The 17,839-nt window shown below is 60.6% G+C and carries 16 protein-coding genes; 12 read left to right on the forward strand and 4 right to left on the reverse strand.

The genetic code is table 11. The features are described from left to right. Window positions 1-7: 7 nt before the first annotated feature. Together tssK and AC07V0_RS14350 are read right to left on the reverse strand one after the other, a co-directional pair. Entirely contained in the window at window positions 8-1,339 is a 1,332-nt protein-coding gene (gene tssK / locus AC07V0_RS14345; protein WP_026286685.1) for a type VI secretion system baseplate subunit TssK, read from the reverse strand. 85 nt (window positions 1,340-1,424) lie between these two features. Beyond that, window positions 1,425-1,874, reverse strand: coding sequence for a hypothetical protein (locus AC07V0_RS14350; protein ID WP_007937709.1), 450 nt, complete (start codon window positions 1,872-1,874; stop codon window positions 1,425-1,427). A 228-nt stretch (window positions 1,875-2,102) separates the two neighbouring features. Between AC07V0_RS14350 and tssB the strand changes: the two genes are divergently transcribed. The 10 genes from tssB to AC07V0_RS14400 all read left to right on the forward strand — a co-directional run bounded on the left by tssB (window position 2,103) and on the right by AC07V0_RS14400 (window position 14,730). Further along, a complete protein-coding gene (tssB, locus tag AC07V0_RS14355; protein ID WP_026331704.1) occupies window positions 2,103-2,651 on the forward strand; it encodes a type VI secretion system contractile sheath small subunit in 549 nt (182 codons plus the stop codon). Between the two features lie 29 nt (window positions 2,652-2,680). Beyond that, window positions 2,681-4,168 (forward strand): type VI secretion system contractile sheath large subunit, encoded by a 1,488-nt coding sequence (tssC, locus tag AC07V0_RS14360; RefSeq protein ID WP_019648924.1) that lies wholly within the window; start codon window positions 2,681-2,683, stop codon window positions 4,166-4,168. A 75-nt stretch (window positions 4,169-4,243) separates the two neighbouring features. Further along, window positions 4,244-4,741 (forward strand): Hcp family type VI secretion system effector, encoded by a 498-nt coding sequence (locus AC07V0_RS14365; RefSeq protein ID WP_007937704.1) that lies wholly within the window; start codon window positions 4,244-4,246, stop codon window positions 4,739-4,741. A 15-nt stretch (window positions 4,742-4,756) separates the two neighbouring features. Continuing rightward, window positions 4,757-5,200: a type VI secretion system baseplate subunit TssE gene (tssE, locus tag AC07V0_RS14370; RefSeq protein WP_111453518.1), complete on the forward strand. Its 444-nt coding sequence runs from the start codon at window positions 4,757-4,759 to the stop codon at window positions 5,198-5,200. Beyond that, complete coding sequence (gene tssF, locus AC07V0_RS14375; protein ID WP_495019668.1) at window positions 5,184-6,977, forward strand: type VI secretion system baseplate subunit TssF; 1,794 nt, start codon at window positions 5,184-5,186, stop codon at window positions 6,975-6,977. The genes tssE and tssF overlap by 17 nt, the downstream gene beginning before the upstream one ends. After that, entirely contained in the window at window positions 6,941-7,966 is a 1,026-nt protein-coding gene (gene tssG, locus AC07V0_RS14380) for a type VI secretion system baseplate subunit TssG (protein WP_495019669.1), read from the forward strand. Before tssF ends, tssG begins: the two co-directional genes overlap by 37 nt. 2 nt (window positions 7,967-7,968) lie before the next feature. Then, on the forward strand, window positions 7,969-10,512 hold the full coding sequence (gene tssH, locus AC07V0_RS14385; protein ID WP_495019670.1) for a type VI secretion system ATPase TssH: 2,544 nt from the start codon (window positions 7,969-7,971) through the stop codon (window positions 10,510-10,512). Between the two features lie 140 nt (window positions 10,513-10,652). Continuing rightward, window positions 10,653-12,104, forward strand: a complete 1,452-nt coding sequence (locus AC07V0_RS14390) for a hypothetical protein (protein WP_495019671.1) — start codon at window positions 10,653-10,655, stop codon at window positions 12,102-12,104. 61 nt (window positions 12,105-12,165) lie between these two features. Next, window positions 12,166-14,175 carry a type VI secretion system Vgr family protein gene (locus AC07V0_RS14395; protein WP_495019672.1) on the forward strand — a complete coding sequence of 670 codons (2,010 nt, stop codon included), beginning with the start codon at window positions 12,166-12,168 and terminating at the stop codon, window positions 14,173-14,175. Between the two features lie 12 nt (window positions 14,176-14,187). Further along, window positions 14,188-14,730, forward strand: a complete 543-nt coding sequence (locus AC07V0_RS14400) for a toxin-antitoxin system YwqK family antitoxin (RefSeq protein WP_495019673.1) — start codon at window positions 14,188-14,190, stop codon at window positions 14,728-14,730. A 158-nt stretch (window positions 14,731-14,888) separates the two neighbouring features. Here AC07V0_RS14400 and AC07V0_RS14405 read toward each other — a convergent pair whose 3' ends face one another. Then, on the reverse strand, window positions 14,889-15,284 hold the full coding sequence (locus tag AC07V0_RS14405; protein ID WP_018929674.1) for a DUF4280 domain-containing protein: 396 nt from the start codon (window positions 15,282-15,284) through the stop codon (window positions 14,889-14,891). 188 nt (window positions 15,285-15,472) lie between these two features. Between AC07V0_RS14405 and AC07V0_RS14410 the strand changes: the two genes are divergently transcribed. Next, window positions 15,473-16,540, forward strand: a complete 1,068-nt coding sequence (locus AC07V0_RS14410; RefSeq protein ID WP_258612232.1) for a phosphotransferase family protein — start codon at window positions 15,473-15,475, stop codon at window positions 16,538-16,540. Between the two features lie 25 nt (window positions 16,541-16,565). Next, on the forward strand, window positions 16,566-17,333 hold the full coding sequence (locus tag AC07V0_RS14415) for an SDR family oxidoreductase (protein ID WP_018929676.1): 768 nt from the start codon (window positions 16,566-16,568) through the stop codon (window positions 17,331-17,333). 259 nt (window positions 17,334-17,592) lie between these two features. Here AC07V0_RS14415 and AC07V0_RS14420 read toward each other — a convergent pair whose 3' ends face one another. Then, entirely contained in the window at window positions 17,593-17,790 is a 198-nt protein-coding gene (locus AC07V0_RS14420; protein ID WP_495019674.1) for a hypothetical protein, read from the reverse strand. Between the last annotated feature and the right edge of the window lie 49 nt (window positions 17,791-17,839).

Below are 17,839 nucleotides of genomic sequence, written 5' to 3' on the forward strand. Positions count from 1 at the left end.
TCCTCGATCAAGCACTTTCACTCGCCTGGGCCACAAACAACACCACTTGCCATGGACTGCTGGCCAGCCTGGAAGCCGGTGCGGCAATCAGCAACGGCAACTGCCCGTCGAACCATTGGCCTTCGGCCGTCACCACGAACAACCGCGTATCGTCGCCGACGCCGTAGGCCACTTGCTCATTGCGACTCATGGCCTGATGGGACAAACCGCTCATGCGCTGACGGCTGAGCAACGGGATGTGCGGCTGCGAGGCGATGATCGCTCCGCTCAGCCATTCGCTGGCGGCCTGCTCGCTGGCGCCATTGGGCATGCGCAAACCGATGACCAGCCGTTGGTTCGGTTGGTCGTCGGGCAATTGAATCGAGAAGGATTGTTCGTTGCGCTCGAACGCCAGGCTGCGATAGCCGGCGCGGATCAGTTCGAGGGTCTTTTCCAGCCAGTCGAGCACCGTTTCATAGCCGCGCTGCAACTCCAGAAAATCCAGCGGGGCGAACGCCGGAACACCCGCCAATGGATCGAGCGCCGACCAGGCGCCGGTCAGCCCGAGCAGCGAGCCATACAGCGCCTGCGGCGTGGCCACGCGACTGTTCAGCAGACCTTCGACTTCCGGCAACCGCGCCCACAGCGCGGTCAACTGACGCCGGATTTCCATCGAATCATCCTGATTGCCGGCCTGCTGCGCCTGGCGCAAGCGACCGGCGAGGAACATGCATTTCTCCCGCGCCCTGGCACACAGTCCCGCCACGCGCCGGCCCACCACCGATTCGGGTAACAGGCACGGCGTCGGCGGTGTGTAAGGCAACGCAAGAAAACCGCCGCCTTCCTTGCGAATTCTCAGCAGCGGCAGGCAGACCGAATCGGCCTTGTTCAGTTGCGTGCACAAACGCGGATTCGGGCGCCACACCGTGATCGACTCGGGGTACTCGCCGCTGGTGAGATCCGGCAGCGCATCGCCGACGACAGACTGCAATCGCCCCTTGAGCGGCAGTAACTGACCGGCACGCCACAGCGGACTGACCGCCAGGTAAACGGTGACAGTGGCGTTGTCCGTGGCGTCGATCGCTTCACTGACGTCGAGCTCCAGCATCGGCCCGACACCGGCCTGCAAATTGACCGGCAAACCGTCCGGCAACGTCGCCTGCAAATTGAGCAGGCGCACCAGCCCGGCGCTCAGTGCCGAGGGATCGAATTCAACGCGGGTCACGCCCCAGAACCACGGATTACATGCTTGGGCGAAATGCGCTACCAACGCCTCGGCCCGCAGCCCTTGCAACTGAAAATGCTGGGGCAGCAACTGCATGCCCTCATGCCAGCAAACCGCGTCAGGAAGCAGACTCATACGATTCCCTTCGACCTCTCGTGACGCCGCACCAATGGCGGCCTGGCTCCTACATGTCTGTTTACGCGCCTTAATCCCCCGATGTTCAGTTCGGGTGGTCGCTGACCAGTGTCATCTCGCGACTGTCGAACTTGAGCCAGGCGTTGCTTTGATCGTCCAGCCGCAACCGGTGTGCTCCGGGAGTGGTATAGCTGGCGAAGACTAAAAGTCCAGCCGCCCGCTTGCCCCCCAGCGGGAAGGGTTGTTTGTCGATGAATTGACCCGGCACCAGCTCCAGTCCCCAGACTGTCATCAGCTGTCGGTAGTCGCGCTGATACTGCTCACGCTCGGCGAACCACTGGCGGGCGGTGATACCCGACAATTGCTTGAGCAGATCTGCGTCGTTCACCGCAATGAAGTCCACCGCAATCGGGGTGTCGTCGTTGGCGCGGGGCGCGACGTCCAGCGTCAGGTTATCGAGATCGACGCGAGGCCCGAACAACGAACACCCGGCGAGTGAGAGGAGCAGAACCAAAGAAAAGAGACGTGCGTACAAAATGAATTTTCCTTTTCTCGACACGGTCCAAAAACGTTTTTCGTTTGCTTTTTTATAGACCTGTTCTAGCGTCTTGGGTAGTTCGGTCGGCACGACGAATTCGGAAGGTTCGTCAAAGGAATGACAGGTCCTCTGCCCTCCCTTTCTAACCTACGGTCCAGTAAGGGAATGCGATGAAACGGGCCTCCCGATGCATTGCTCCCGCCTCATGCATCGGAGTCAGCCACCATGGCAGAAAGTACTCAGCACAAGCTAGACAGGGTTCGCCCACCCCGGGTGCAAATCACCTACGACGTCGAAATCGGCAACGCGATCGAGAAGAAAGAATTGCCATTGGTTGTCGGTATTCTTGCCGACCTCTCCGGCAAGCCTCTCGAACCACTCCCGAAATTGAATGAACGGCGTTTCACCGAAATCGACCGCGACAACTTCAATGAAGTCCTCGCCTCGATCGGCCCGCGCGCCACCTTGCAGGTCAACAACACCCTCAGCGGCGACGACAGCAAGCTCAACATCGAGCTCAACTTCAAACACATCGATGACTTCGATCCGGTCAAGGTGGTCGAGCAAGTCACTCCGCTGCGGCGCCTGTTCGAAGCGCGTCAACGTCTGCGCGACCTGCTGACCAAACTCGACGGCAACGATGATCTGGACAAGCTGTTGCGTGACGTCATTGCCAACACCGAGGGACTGCAAGAGATCAAGTCGGCTCGTCCGGACACCGCCGCTCCCGCTCCTGCTGGCGACAGCGAAGCACCGGCTGAACCGCAAGCCTGATCGCTCATCCACCCAGGGAGAATTTTGCCATGCCCGCCTCATCCGCCGCCCAGACCCAAGCCAGTGACAGTGCAAGCGAGACCTTGTCCTTGCTCGATGAAATAATCGCCAAAGGCCGCATGGCCCATGACGACAGCCAACAGGATTACGCCCGCGACATGCTCGCGGAATTCGCCACCCAGGTCCTCGATGAAGGCATGGCCGTCGACAAGGACACCGTGGCGATGATCAACGACCGCATCAGCCAAATCGACGAGCTGATCAGCGCTCAACTGAACGAAGTGCTGCACCACCCGGACCTGCAGAAACTTGAAGCCTCCTGGCGCGGCCTGCACTTGTTGGTTAAGAACACCGAGACCAGTTCCCGGCTGAAATTGCGCCTGCTCAACGTGACCCAGAAAGAGCTGCAGAACGACCTGGAAAAAGCCGTCGAGTTCGACCAGAGCGCGCTGTTCAAGAAGATCTACGAAGAGGAATACGGCACCTTCGGCGGCCACCCGTTCAGCCTGTTGGTGGGTGACTACACCTTCGGCCGGCACCCGCAGGACATCGGCCTGCTGGAGAAACTGTCGAACGTCGCGGCGGCCGCCCATGCGCCATTCATTGCCGCCGCCAGCCCTCGGTTGTTCGACATGAACAGCTTCACCGAACTGGCCGTGCCACGGGATCTGTCGAAAGTGTTCGAGAGCCAGGAGCTGATCAAGTGGCGCTCGTTCCGTGAAAGCGAAGATTCGCGCTACGTGTCGCTGGTGCTGCCGCACTTCCTGCTGCGCCTGCCTTACGGTCCCGACACGTCGCCGGTGGAAGGCATCAACTACGTCGAAGACGTCAACGGCAGCGACCACGGCAAATACCTGTGGGGCAATGCCGCGTGGGCCTTGTCACAACGGATCACCGAAGCCTTCGCCAAATACGGCTGGTGCGCGGCGATTCGCGGAGCCGAAGGCGGTGGTGCGGTGGAAGGCTTGCCGGCCCATACCTTCCGTACAACCTCCGGTGACCTGTCGCTCAAATGCCCGACCGAAGTGGCGATCACCGACCGTCGCGAGAAAGAGCTCAACGACCTCGGCTTCATCGCCCTGTGCCACAAGAAAAACAGCGACGTGGCGGTGTTCTTCGGCGGCCAGACCACCAACAAATCCAAGGTCTACAACACCAACGAGGCGAATGCCAACGCGCGGATTTCGGCGATGCTGCCGTACGTGCTCGCGGCCTCGCGTTTCGCGCACTACCTGAAGGTGATCATGCGCGACAAAGTCGGCAGTTTCATGACCCGCGACAATGTGCAGACCTACCTCAACAACTGGATCGCCGACTACGTGCTGATCAACGACAACGCGCCGCAAGAGATCAAGGCGCAGTACCCGTTGCGTGAAGCCCGGGTGGATGTGACCGAGGTCGCCGGCAAGCCGGGAGCCTACAAGGCCACGGTGTTCCTGCGGCCGCACTTCCAGCTTGAGGAACTGACCGCGTCGATCCGCCTGGTCGCGACCCTGCCGCCACCGGTAGCCGCCTGACCTGCCTCCCGCCGGGGTCAACCCGGCGGGATTCCCCTGCTTATCTAGCACGATTACTTTCAGGAGTTTCATGCGATGGATGCAATCATTCTCGACCTCGGCGGCGACATCAAAGGCGATAGCTTGCTCGAGGGTTACAAGGACAAGATCGAAGTCATGTCCTACAGCCACAACGTGGCCATGCAGGTGACCAACGACGTCAGCAACTCGGAGCGCACCTCCGGCAAGCCGCACATCGGCGAATTCACCCTGACCAAATTCGTCGACAGCTCGACGCCCTCCCTCAACGAATATTGCTGCGCCGGCAAACCGATCCCCGAAGCCAAGATCACCATCGGCCGTAACGCCGCCGAAGGCAGCGGTCAGTTGATGCCGTTCATCATCTACACGCTGACCAACGTGGTGCTGTCCAACGTCAGCGTCAGCGGCGGCACGGGTGGCAAACCGGTGGAAACCATTTCCCTGAACTTCACCAAGATCAAGTGGGAGCTCACCGCCCAGAAAGACGACGGCACCAAGGAAGGCACGGCCGCCTCGACCTGGGACATGGCCGCCAACAAGCTCGTCAAGTAAGCGGACGCGTCGGCCATGGCAGGCACCGGCATGCTCCCACCGTTGTTCGAGCGCCTCGCCGCCAGCGAGGTCGACACCGTGCAGGTGTTCGATCGCCAGGGGCTGCTCGACTCGGTGCACACGGAGTTGCTGCGCCTGTTCAACACCCGACGCGGCTCACGTCCGCTGACCTCCCCGCCGAGCATTCTCGACTACGGCATCGCTGACTGGACGGCCTTGCAACAGCAGCGCAGCGATGACCGTCGTCAGTTGGCGCGGGAAGTCCGCGAGGCGATCACCCATTTCGAACCGCGCCTGCAACTGGGCGAGGTCCAGGTCAATCCGGTCCCCGGCCATCCGCAGCAATTGAGCATTCGGCTGGTGGGCGAGTTACGCAGCGGCCAGCAGCACTGGCCCGTGGCCTTTGTCATCGAGAAGGCCAGCCATGGTCTTGAGGTGCGTCATGAGCGACTCGATTGACCCGCAACTGCTCGATTACTACCAACGCGAACTGACCTGGCTGCGCCACGCCGGGAGCATTTTTGCCGAGCGTTATCCCAAGGTCGCCAGACGCCTGGAACTGTCCCCCGGTGAATGCCCCGACCCACATGTCGAACGACTGCTCGAAGGTTTCGCCCTGCTCGCCGCACGCTTGCAACGGCGGCTCGATGACGATTACGCCGAGTTCAGCGACGCCTTGCTCGAACAGCTTTACCCGTTGGCCATGCGGCCGCTGCCGTCCTGCGCGATCGTGCAGTTCGAGCCGGACCCGAGCAAGGGCAACCTGAACGATGGTTATCCATTGCCCCGCGACACACCGCTATTCGTCACCACCAGCAAAGGCGAGAGCATCCACTTTCGCACCAGCGCTGCGGTTCGATTGTGGCCGGTGGAAATCAACGAAGCGCTGCTGCTGGGCAGCGATGAAGCACAGGCCCTGACCGGTGTGGCGCAGGCGCGTTCGGCCTTGCGCCTGAGCCTGCGTTGCCTGGGTGAGAGCCAGTGGTCGACGCTGGCCATCAAACAATTGCGCGTGCACCTGGCCGCCTCACCGGTGATCAACGCCTGCCTGTATGACCTGCTCGGCGCCCACGCGGTGAAGGTGCTGGCCGGACCGGTCGGCAGCGTGCCGGTCATGCTGGCGGGGTTACCGCAAATCGTCGGTTTTGCCAGCGACGAAGTGCTGTTGCCGGACGAGGATGGTGTGCATCCGGGCATGCGCCTGCTCGCCGAGTACTTTGCATTCCCGGACAAATTCAACTTCTTCGACATTCCATTGGCCGGCGCCGCCAGCGACAGCCAGACGCTGTACCTGTACATCGTGTTTGACCGTGCCCCGGCCAACCGCCTGCACCTTCAGGCCAGCGACTTCGCCCTGGGCTGCGCACCGGTGATCAACCTGTTTCCACGAACCTCGGAGCCCCTGCGCCCGGACGGCACCCGCAGCGAGTATCGCCTGGTCGCCGACAGTCACCGGGAAAACAGCGTCGAGATCCACAGCATCCGCGCCATGCGCGCCAGCTCAAGCCAGGGCGTGCAACGGGTACCGGCGTATTACGGCAGCCAGCATATCGGCGGCGACAAACAATGCTATTGGCATGCGCGACGGGTCAGCGGCATGACCCCGAATCGGCTGGGCACCGACCTGATGGTGAGTCTGGTGGACACCCGGCTCGATCCGCTGACCGAGGCCAGCGAATACAGCCTCACCGGGGAACTGCTGTGCACCAACCGGCATCTGGCCCAGAGCCTGCCGGCCGGCACGCCCCTGGGTTTCGAACGACCGGGGCCGGTGGCCTGGGCCCGTTTGCGTAACCCGCCGAGCCCGCAGAGTTTGCCGCGACTGGATGGCGAATCCCGTTGGCGGCTGGTGTCACAACTGACCCTCAATCATTTGTCACTGGTCGAGGGGCCGCAAGCGCTGGATGCCCTCAAGGAAATCCTCCAGTTGCACAACCTGCGTGACGAGGCCAGCGCCTTGCGGCAAATCGACGGTTTGTTAAGCCTCGGCTGCGAACGGGTGATCGCCCATGTTGGTGAAGACGCGTGGCGCGGCTGGCGCAATGGGCTGGAGGTCCGGCTGCAACTCGACCCACAGCATTTCGTCGGCAGCAGCGCCGTGCTGTTCTCAGCGGTGCTGGCGCAGTTCTTTTCACTCTATGCCACGGCCAATCGCTTCGTGCGCACGGTTCTGGTCCAGTCAGACAAGGAGGTCAAGACATGGCAACCCCAAGCCGGCATGCCGCTGTCCCTCTGAGTCTGAGTCATAAGCTGCGGCGCGATCCGCAGGCGTTCGAGTTGTTGCAGGCGTTGTTGCTGCTGGAACGCGAACACCCGCAAGCCGAGTCCCTGGGCAGCGGCACCGCCCCTCAAGCAGAAGCCTTGCGCCTGCGCGGGCCGTTGACGCCGCTGTTTTCCGCCAGTGAAATTGAAAGTCTGACTCAGGAAGCTGACCAGCCACCGACGCTCACGACACCAGTGTTTGGCCTCGGCGGGCCGGACGGCCCCCTGCCCTACGCCTATCAGGAATGGCTGCAACAACAGGCCCGGGCCAAGGACTATGCCCCGGCCGAATTCCTCGACCTGTTCCAGCATCGCTTGCTCAGCCTGCTGTACAAGGTGATGCGCAAACACCGGATCGCCGTCGGCTTCACAGCCCCCGGCGCATCGCCGGTGCAGGCGCAACTGCGGGCGCTGACCGGGCTGTTGCCCAAAGCCTTGCAGGAACGCCAGGCCGTACCCGACTCTGCGGTACTGGCGTGCAGCGCGCTATTTGCCGACGGTCGTCGTTCCCTGGCCGGTTTCGCCGCGATCGTGCGCGAGCACTTCGAACTGCCGGTAGAACTCAGCGCCTATGAAGGTGCCTGGCGGGAGATTCCGCCGGCCAGTCGCAGTCGCCTGCAACCGGGTGGGCGCAACCTGCAACTGGGTCGTAGCGCGGTGGCCGGCACTCGGGTCTGGGATGAACACGCCGGCATCCGCCTGACCCTCGGCCCGCTGACCTCGGCGCAGGCGGCGCGGTTTCTGCCGGACGGTGAAGCCCATCCGGCGCTGGCCAGTCTCAGCGCGCTGTATTTCGGCCCCGACCTGGATTGCACACTGGTGCTGTTGGTGCGCGGTGCCAGTCCGATGAAACTCGGTCGCCAGGCCCCGCCCCTGCTCAGTTGGAACGGCGGCCTGCAACGCCAGACCAGCCTTGCCGTGCAACGGATCGAAACCCGCCTTCGTCAGCTGGAGATCACCTGAACATGGAACTGGCCAGCCTGATCGGACGCCTCAACCCAGACAACCGCCGCGCCCTCGAACGGGCCGCGCAGCGCTGCCTGCAACGGGGTCATCATTACGTCGAAATCGAACACTTGCTGCTGGAGTTGCTGGACATCGAGGGCGGCGACTTCGCCTGGCTGCTGCCGCGCTTCGGGCTGGAGCGCGATGCTCTGACGGCGGAAATCAACAAGGCCCTGGAACTGTTCAAATCCGGCAGCACCCGCACCCCGGCGCTCTCGGCGCACACCATCGGCCTGCTTGAAGACGCGGTGGTTCAGGCCAGTGTGCTTGGCCTGGAGAGCATCCGCTCCGGTTTGCTGCTACTGGCCCTGCTCGACCGTGATGAACGTCGCAGCCTGCTGCTCAATAGCGCCTCGTCGCTGTTGAAAATTCCACGGGAAGCCTTGCGCAGTAATTTGCTGGAGTGGACCGAAAACTCGCGCGAACACGTTGGCGGCACGCGGCCGGTCAGTGCCGGCCATCCGCAACCGAAACAGGATTCGGTGCTCGACCAGTTCACCCAGGACCTGACCGCCGATGCCCACGCCGGGCGCATCGACCCCATCGTCGGCCGCGACGGCGAGATTCGTCAGTGCATCGACATCCTGCTGCGCCGTCGGCAGAACAACCCGATCCTGGTCGGCGCACCGGGGGTGGGCAAAACGGCGGTGGTCGAAGGCCTGGCGTTGCGCATTGCCGCCGGGGATGTGCCGCCGTCGTTGCAGGAAGTCAGCCTGCGGGTACTCGACCTCGGTCTGTTGCAAGCTGGCGCCGGGGTCAAGGGCGAGTTCGAGCAGCGCCTCAAAGGCGTGATCGACGCGGTGCGCAGCGCCGACAAACCGATCATTCTGTTCATCGACGAAGCCCACACCCTGATTGGCGCTGGCGGCGCGGAAGGCGGCAGCGACGCGGCCAATCTGCTCAAACCGGCGCTGGCCCGTGGCGAGCTGCGCACCCTCGCCGCGACCACCTGGCTTGAGTACAAAAAATACTTCGAGAAAGACCCCGCCCTCGCCCGGCGATTTCAGTTGGTGCAAGTCGAGGAGCCGGACGAAATCACCGCTGTGGAAATGCTCCGTGGCGTGGCTGCGAAACTGGAACAGCATCACGGTGTGCAGGTGCTCGACGCGGCGATCCACGAAGCGGTGAAACTGTCCCACCGCTACATTTCCGGGCGCCAGTTACCGGACAAGGCCATCAGCGTGCTCGACACCGCGTGTGCCCGGGTCGCCCTCGGCCAGCATGACGTGCCGCCACCGCTGGAAAGCCTGCGTCACCGCCAGCAAAGTCTCAAGGAGGAAGTCGAACGCCTGCGCCGCGAACAGGCCACCGGGCTTGATCACCGTGAACGCATCACCCTGCTGGAAACCGAATCCGTGGGTAACGTGCAGGCCATTCGCGAACTGGAAACCCGCTGGAACGAAGAACGGATCGCCGTGCGCGAACTGCTGGAAACCCGTCGCGAATTACTCACCTTGAGCGAACGCGCCGACAACGATAAACCGGACGAAGCGACTGATAGCCGCATCGATCATCTGGCCGCCGAACTGGTGCGCCTGGAGGCCGGTCTGGACGCCATTCGCCAGGACGATCCGCTGGTGCCGGAGCAGGTCGACGGCAAAACCGTGGCTGCGGTGATCGCCGGCTGGACCGGCATCCCGGTGGGCAAGATGCTCGCCGACGAAGCCCACGCCGTGCGCACCCTCGGCCAGCGCATGGGCCTGCGGGTGATGGGCCAGAGCACCGCGCTGAACACCATCGCCCAACGCCTGCAAGCCTACCGCGCCGGCCTCACCGACCCGCAAAAACCGGTCGGCGTGTTCCTGCTGGTCGGCCCCACCGGCGTCGGCAAAACCGAAACCGCTTACGCCCTGGCCGACGCGCTGTACGGCGGCGAACGCAACCTGATCAGCATCAACCTTTCCGAATACCAGGAAGCCCACACCGTCAGCCAACTCAAAGGCGCTCCGCCCGGCTACGTCGGCTACGGCAGCGGCGGTGTACTCACCGAAGCGGTGCGGCGCAAACCCTATTCGGTGGTGCTGCTCGACGAAATCGAAAAGGCCCACCCGGACGTGCTCGAAGCTTTCTACAACGTCTTCGACAAAGGCGTGATGGAAGACGGCACCGGGCTGGTGGTGGACTTCAAAAACACCGTAATGCTCGCCACCAGCAACGTCGGGGCTGAGTTGCTGCTCGACACACCGACCGCGCAACTGGGCACCGATGCCTTCAACGAAGCGCTGCATCACGTGCTGCTGAAAGCCTTTCGCCCGGCGTTTCTGGCGCGCATGACGGTGGTGGCGTATCGGCCACTGGATGAAGCGACGCTGGAAGGGATTGTGCTGGCGAAGCTGGAGAAATTGCGCGGGCGCTACAAGGCCGCGACCGGGAAGCAGTTTGAGTTCGATGCCGGGATTGTGCAGGCGGTGTTGGCCAAGTGCAGTGCGGCGGGTGCGAGGGATGTCGAGAATGTGTTGATGACGCAGGTGACGGGGAAGTTGGCGGAGTGGGTGTTGGAGTAAGTCCCGGACGACTGACTCTCTTGTGTAAACAGGAGCAAAGTGTAAACCCGAAGATGTCGCATAGCAGAGGAAGCAGTTGCCATGTGCTGTGCTGGTTATTTTTCGATGAAGGTAGTGCAGCCAATATGAGGTAAGTCATCATGCCGACCCGACTGATAATAGGCGCAGGCGTTTCCGCTGCAGTGTTCCTGAACACCTCATCCGATGGCTATAAAACTGTAGTTGTCGGTGAGGATGGACTATGGGCAAAACTCGTAGAACACCCCATGGGCCAGCCCGCCCACCTCCTGCACTTACCGGGTTCTCCACCACCGTCGTTCACGGTTGCCAATGGTGAAATGAGCCTGGACAACTTCCTCTCCTCAGGTGTTTTTCAGCAAGGCGTCAGTGAAATCGTCAAAGGTAGTCGCTACGGTCACAATCCTTCACGCAAGGTACGGCGGATATCCAAGTCACTCACCCAACCAGGAAATTACGTCGCCTGGTTTGATACCTCGCATGCCTTAATCGTTGAAAAAATAGTGATTGCCACCGGCATTGGCGCCCAACGTAAACCGCCCAAAATAACAGGAACACCTGCGCCCGGTGTTGAATACTCACAAGTTATCGAAGGTATCGAATTTCTTGAAGACGAGGAGCAACAAGTTCCCAATATTGACCGCGCTATCTACGGCGGTAGCGCCACCGCCGCCTGGGTGGTCGATATTGCCAGCAAACACTCGCCAAAGATGAACTGGCTTGCCCGCCCCGGCGGCTCCGAATTCACGGGAGCAGTACTGCCTGGGGCCAGGAATGCAAAGATCATCAAGCTTTGCGAAACTCACAACCTGCAGTTATTAAAAGAGGTTACCGAGGTCGAATATGTTGGTGAACGGTTGCATATACACGTCAAAGACGAAGATTTCTGTTATATCGCCGATCAGTTCATTTATTCATTAGGCGGGGACGACAACCCTACTGTTACGGATCATATCTATCAGGTAATGGACCCAGACATCAGGGATGACCTTTCTCCTATCCTCGACGCCAGTGGTGCATTAGGCACGCAATACAAAAGTGTATTGGCACTGGGCACCAGTGACAACGGAGTGATGATTGTCGGTGCTGCCACTTACAACTTCACCGCCATGACAGTCAATCCTACCTCAGGAAAACCGGTTCCCACTAAAAAGAAACCGGCACCCGTGGCCCATTTACCCTGGAATGCTCAAGTTCCCGATGGTATCGCCGTGGTGGTGGCCAGTATTTCTGCCCTGAACCACTATATTCCCATCAAACAGCGTCTGACACTCAACTATCAGAACACCTATCAGGAATATGCCATTACTGAAAACAACACCAACATAAATCTGGCAGACGCCAACCAATTAGCCGTATTGTTCACCTTAATGTTTGACGAGTTATCGGCCAATCAGATCAACGATCTTGTGATTCGGACCATCATGGCCCGCAGCAGAAAAACCAAGGGTAGCACTGAGGTATTCGGCCTCAGCAAACGCGACTTCTACAACCTTATCAAGTCGAGAATTAGTTTCATATCAGACACTTCAATAGATGAACGCTGCTCATTGGCCGGACTTAAGCTTAGTTGATGCCGCCGCGCCAAGAATGGTTCGCTGCGAAGCTGATTCATTGACCACCTGAGGCTACTTGATGCCCCGCTCCGTCGATGCCACCACCAGCCTTTCCCTCACCGCCGCCTCGCTGTCGGCGCTTTACCCTGAATCCCTTTCCGGCGAAGAGGCCCTCAACCAGCTCGGCTCGCAAATTCTCAACGGCCTCAACGACGGCTCCTCGCTCACCCTGACCACCGCCGTCGCCACCCACGTCACCGCCACCCTGCACAACGACGCCCTCACCCGCCCGCTGGACGCGCTGGTCGCCGAAATCCGACAACTCCCCGCCGACGCCACCGCCGAGCGCTATCAGCTTGTACTACGGCCATGGCTCTGGTGGCTGACCCTTGCCAGCAACAACCGCGTGTTCCAGAACCTCAGCACTTCAGACATCGTCACCACGATTTTCAAGGCCCACGCCTTCACCGACTTCAAGCTCTCACTCAGCGGCAGCTACACCCCGCGCGAATACTGCGTGCAGTACGGCGAAACCGATTTCGCGTTCGTCTCGCGGTTGCTGGAGGAAGAAGGGATTTTCTGGTTTTTCACCCATGAGGACGGCAAGCACACGCTGGTGCTGGGTGACAGTAACGATGCGTTTGTGCCGATTCCCAATGGACCCAAGGTCAGCTATCTCGGCCAGCAACTGGGCGAACGTGAACTGCACGGCATTCGCTCCGGGCAGGTCTGCGTTCAGGCCGTGGCTGGTGTGTATCGGTCGACGGATTATGAATTCACCACCCCGACCACATCGCTGTACGGCCAAGCCGAAGCGGTGGCCGGGCCGCGTTCGATGTATGAGCATCCGGGCGGCTACAACGCCAAGGCGCGCGGCGATGCATTGACCAAGCAGCGGGTCGACGGCTTGCGCAGTCAGGAGAAACGCTTTGTCGGTGAAAGCGACTGCCGCTGGCTGGTGCCGGGGCACTGGTTCACCCTCGCCGGGCACGATGATTCAACATTGAACATCGATTGGGTGGTGACGGCGGTGACACATGACGCCAGTCACGACAGCTATCGCAATCGCTTCGAGGCAATCCCCAAGGCCACGCCGTACCGCCCGGAACGCATCACCCCCAAACCGCGCATGCACCCGCAAACGGCAATTGTCGTCGGCAAGTCGGGCGAAGAAATCTGGACCGACGAATACGGCCGGATCAAGTTGCAGTTCCCTTGGGACCGCGACGGCAAGAACGACGAAACCAGTTCCTGTTGGGTGCGAGTTGTATTGCCCTGGAGCGGCAAGGGCTTCGGCATGCAGTTCGTGCCGCGCATCGGCCAGGAAGTGATCGTGACCTTTATCGATGGCGATCCGGATCGACCGCTGGTAACCGGCTGCGTCTACAACGGTGACAACGCGCTGCCCTATGCGCTGCCGGCGAATCAGACCCAGTCGGGAATCAAGACCCAATCGTCCAAGGGCGGCGGCGGTTTCAACGAGTTGCGCTTCGAGGACAAGAAAGACGCCGAAGAGGTGTTTTTGCAGGCGCAGAAAGACCTGAAGATCAACGTGCTCAACGACACCACCGCCACGGTCGGCCACGATGAAACCCTGACCGTGAAGAACGCTCGCACGCGCACGGTGAAGGACGGCGACGAGACCGTGACCCTGGAGAAAGGCAAACGCAGCGTGACCATCCAGACTGGCAGCGACACGCTCGATGTGAAGGACAGCCGCACGGTGACCGTGGGCGCCGACCAGACCCACAGTACCGGTGGCAATTACACGCACAAGGTCACCGGCGATTACAGCCTGACGGTGGACGGCAACCTGACCATTAAAGTGACTGGCACCCTGACCCTGCAAAGCGGTGGCAGTTTTTCGATCAAGAGCGGCGCCGATCTGGCGGCCGAGGCCAGTACTTCGATCAGTCAGAAGGCCGGGACCTCTCTGAGCAATCAGGCTGGTACCTCACTGGAAAACAAGGCCGGCACGACCATGACCAACGATGCCGGGATCAGCCTGACCAATAAGGGCGCCGCTTCGCAGACCGTGGATGGCGGCGGCATGCTGACCATCAAGGGGGGTCTGGTGCAGGTCAACTGACAAGGAGAACCCATGGCCATCACGCCGCTGGATTTGCAACAGAACGATAAACAGCTCAAAGGGCGCTTGCTCGATGGCCAGCTCGACGGTGCGCTGCACATCGAGGATGACGGGCGCTCGCAGGCTGATTTGCACTACAACCGGGGCGAGCTGCAAGGTACCACCCTGCTCTACCACCCCAATGGCAAGGTCTCGGCGCAGTTGCCGTTTGTGCGCGACAAGCTGCAGGGGGTTGCCAGTTTCTATGCCCCCGAAGGCAGTCTGCAGCGCAAGGCAACTTATCGCCGAGGGCTGTTGCATGGCGAGGCGTTCAATTACTTTCCCGATGGGCAACTGGCGGAGGTCGAGTTTTACCGCGACGGCGTGCGCGACGGGCGCTATCAACGCTTTCATCCGAACGGCAAGCCGGCCGTCGAGGCTCGATATCTCAACGGTCAATTGCTGGAACCGGAACAGGGCTTCGCCAGCGACGGACGACCATTGGACGCCGACGGCAAGCCGATCTCACGGGTGCGCTGGTGGTTCAGACGCTGGAGCGATCCTGCTCAAGCCTAAGTTCTGTAGCAGCTGCCGAGCAGCGCGAGGCTGCGTTCGGCTGCGAAGCAGTCGCAAGTCCGGCTGATGCGGTCTGCCTGATGTACCGCAGTCTCAGGTTTTACGACTGCTTTGCAGCCGAACGCAGGCTTCGCCAGCTGCTACAGAGGTTGTGGCGATCAGGGAATCAGCATCTGCATTTGCCCCGGCATCACGATTTTGATCACTCCGGCCCAGTTGCACATCAAGGTGCTGTTGGCATCGATGGCCGGCATGCCGCCCAGCAGCAGGGTCGGCGCGCCGCCGGGGATCCATGGGGTGGCGGTGGCCGGGATGCACGGCATCGGCGTCAGCACGCCAAGCGCCGCGGCGGTGGCGGCCGCGACCATCGGGTTGGCCATGCTCATGCACGTGCCGAACGGCATGACGTTCACCAACGGAATGTGGTCCATGATGTTCGCCGCCGGCATGCCCCCGGTCATTGTGCGGTTCACTGGCAGCACGTTGAGTACCGCCGGCGCCGCGCCGAAACTGCATTGCAGGGTCGCGGTGGCGCAAACTTGCGGACAGCCCATGTTGAATCTCCTTCCTGGAAGCGACGCTCCCTGAACCATAGTCCGCCGCGCCTGTTCGCGCACATCAGGAACGCTGATTATCCGGCAACACGCTAACCTATAAGACCGTGCCGCGCTTGTGGCCACCCCGGCGCGCCATTAGATTAGCCAATGATGTCTGGCCTCCAAAATAAGCAGAAGGGATAAGCATGGCGCTTACTGACCAGTCCACCCGTATCCGCTCTGGCGAAGAACTCGATGCCAGCCTGATCGATCCATACCTCAAGGCGCACATTCCGGGTCTGAGTGGTTTGCCTGTGATCAGCCAGTTTCCGGGCGGTGCGTCGAACCTGACTTACCTGCTGGAATACCCCGAACAGGAATTCGTCCTGCGTCGGCCGCCGTTCGGCCACAAAGCCAAGTCCGCCCACGACATGGGCCGTGAATTTCGCATCCTCAATCAGCTGCGGGACGGTTTTCCCTATTGCCCCAAAGCCTATGTGCACTGCACCGACGAATCGGTGATCGGCGCCGAGTTCTATGTGATGGAACGGGTCAAGGGGATCATCCTGCGCGCCGAACTGCCACCGGAACTGGGCCTGGATTCGGCGAAGACCGAAACCCTGTGCAAGAACTTCATCGACAAGTTCGTCGAACTGCACCGGGTCGACTACAAGGCTTATGGCCTGGGTGACCTCGGTAAACCCGAAGGTTATGTCGCGCGGCAAATCAAAGGCTGGAGCGAGCGCTACGAAAAAGCCCTGACCCCGGACGCGCCGAAGTGGGAAGCAGTAAAGGCCTGGCTCAACGACAAAATGCCAGCCGATCACCCGACGTCGAGCATCGTCCACAACGATTACCGCTTCGACAACGTGATCCTCGATCCGAACAACCCGATGCAGATCATCGGTGTGCTGGATTGGGAGCTGACCACCCTCGGTGACCCGCTGATGGACCTGGGCAACACCCTCGCCTACTGGATCGAAGCCGACGACCCGGCACCGGTGCAACTGATGCGCCGCCAGCCAAGCCACGCCCCCGGCATGCTAACCCGCCGCGAATTCGTCGATTACTACGCCGAGCGCGCCGGCATCCAGATCGACAATTTCGACTTCTACTACACCTATGGCCTGTTCCGTCTGGCCGGCATCGTGCAGCAGATCTACTACCGCTTCTTCCATGGTCAGACCCAGGACAAACGCTTCGCACAGTTCATTCACATGAACAAACTGCTGGAGCAGATGAGCTTGCAGGTCATTCAGAAATCCAGCCTCTGATCGGGCCCCATAACAAGGAAAAATCATGTCCAAGACTCAGTTGTTCGACCTCGACGGCAAGATCGCTTTCGTCTCAGGTGCCAGTCGCGGCATCGGTGAAGCCATCGCCAAACTGCTGGCGCAGCAAGGTGCCCACGTGATCGTTTCGAGCCGCAAGCTCGACGGCTGCCAGCACGTCGCCGACGCGATCATCGCCGCCGGCGGCAAGGCCACCGCCATTGCCTGCCACATCGGTGAGATGGAACAGATCACCCAGGTCTTCGCCGCCATCCGCGAACAATTCGGGCGTCTGGACATCCTGGTCAACAACGCCGCGACCAACCCGCAGTTCTGCAACGTGCTGGACACCGACCTCAGCGCCTTCCAGAAAACCGTCGACGTGAACATTCGCGGCTACTTCTTCATGTCGGTGGAAGCCGGCAAGCTGATGCGCGAACACGGTGGCGGCAGCATCATCAACGTCGCCTCGATCAACGGCATCTCGCCGGGGATCTTCCAGGGCATCTACTCGGTGACCAAGGCAGCGGTGATCAACATGACCAAAGTATTCGCCAAGGAATGCGCGCAGTTCGGCATTCGCTGCAACGCCTTGCTGCCCGGTTTGACCGACACCAAGTTTGCATCGGCGCTGGTGAAGAACGAGGCAATTTTGAACACCGCATTGCAGCAGATTCCACTCAAGCGCGTGGCGGATCCGAGTGAAATGGCCGGTGCGGTGTTGTACCTGGCGAGTGATGCTTCCAGCTATACGACCGGGGTTTCGCTGAATGTGGATGGCGGGTTCCTGTCCTGATTCGGTTTTGCGAATAAACCGAAGGCAGCCTCAGGGCTGCCTTTGGTGTTTGATCGGAGGGCTCGTGGAAGACTCTCGTGCATTGGTCGAAAAACTTAACGCAAGCTGCGGGTTGTTTCCCCAAAAACAGGCGCCGCGACCAAGCCAATCATAGTCATTAGTGCTATCAAAGAGCGTTGCTTCGCCAGCCAGTACGTGCTCGCCAATTTCTCCTCGCCCCCATGGAAACCAAGAACAAACAAAGGAGAAATGCAATACATCAGCGAGCCTTGGATTCGCCATTCACACGTTTGAAAAACTCCCGAACCTTGTTCGGATCCTTGAGCATTTCAGTAGCGTATTCATCAATACGTACCGAAGCACAAGTGGCGGTTGATAGCCTGGTACCGTTAGAACCAACCATGACCCAGCCAGTCTCAGTCGATGTTTTGTGTCCTTCGCTATCCATATCCAGCATTACTCCTGATCCACTCTTTGCAACCGCTGCTGCGATAAGTCCGTATGTC

This window comes from Pseudomonas sp. GW821-FHT01E10 (assembly GCF_059422365.1).

Coding starts and splice junctions, on each gene's coding strand:
- tssK (WP_026286685.1), bottom strand. CDS start 1,339: ATGAGTCTGCTTCCTGACGCGGTTTGCTGGCATGAGGGCATGCAGTTG.
- tssB (WP_026331704.1), top strand. CDS start 2,103: ATGGCAGAAAGTACTCAGCACAAGCTAGACAGGGTTCGCCCACCCCGG.
- tssC (WP_019648924.1), top strand. CDS start 2,681: ATGCCCGCCTCATCCGCCGCCCAGACCCAAGCCAGTGACAGTGCAAGC.
- AC07V0_RS14365 (WP_007937704.1), top strand. CDS start 4,244: ATGGATGCAATCATTCTCGACCTCGGCGGCGACATCAAAGGCGATAGC.
- tssE (WP_111453518.1), top strand. CDS start 4,757: ATGGCAGGCACCGGCATGCTCCCACCGTTGTTCGAGCGCCTCGCCGCC.
- tssF (WP_495019668.1), top strand. CDS start 5,184: ATGAGCGACTCGATTGACCCGCAACTGCTCGATTACTACCAACGCGAA.
- tssG (WP_495019669.1), top strand. CDS start 6,941: ATGGCAACCCCAAGCCGGCATGCCGCTGTCCCTCTGAGTCTGAGTCAT.
- tssH (WP_495019670.1), top strand. CDS start 7,969: ATGGAACTGGCCAGCCTGATCGGACGCCTCAACCCAGACAACCGCCGC.
- AC07V0_RS14390 (WP_495019671.1), top strand. CDS start 10,653: ATGCCGACCCGACTGATAATAGGCGCAGGCGTTTCCGCTGCAGTGTTC.
- AC07V0_RS14395 (WP_495019672.1), top strand. CDS start 12,166: ATGCCCCGCTCCGTCGATGCCACCACCAGCCTTTCCCTCACCGCCGCC.
- AC07V0_RS14400 (WP_495019673.1), top strand. CDS start 14,188: ATGGCCATCACGCCGCTGGATTTGCAACAGAACGATAAACAGCTCAAA.
- AC07V0_RS14405 (WP_018929674.1), bottom strand. CDS start 15,284: ATGGGCTGTCCGCAAGTTTGCGCCACCGCGACCCTGCAATGCAGTTTC.
- AC07V0_RS14410 (WP_258612232.1), top strand. CDS start 15,473: ATGGCGCTTACTGACCAGTCCACCCGTATCCGCTCTGGCGAAGAACTC.
- AC07V0_RS14415 (WP_018929676.1), top strand. CDS start 16,566: ATGTCCAAGACTCAGTTGTTCGACCTCGACGGCAAGATCGCTTTCGTC.
- AC07V0_RS14420 (WP_495019674.1), bottom strand. CDS start 17,790: ATGCTGGATATGGATAGCGAAGGACACAAAACATCGACTGAGACTGGC.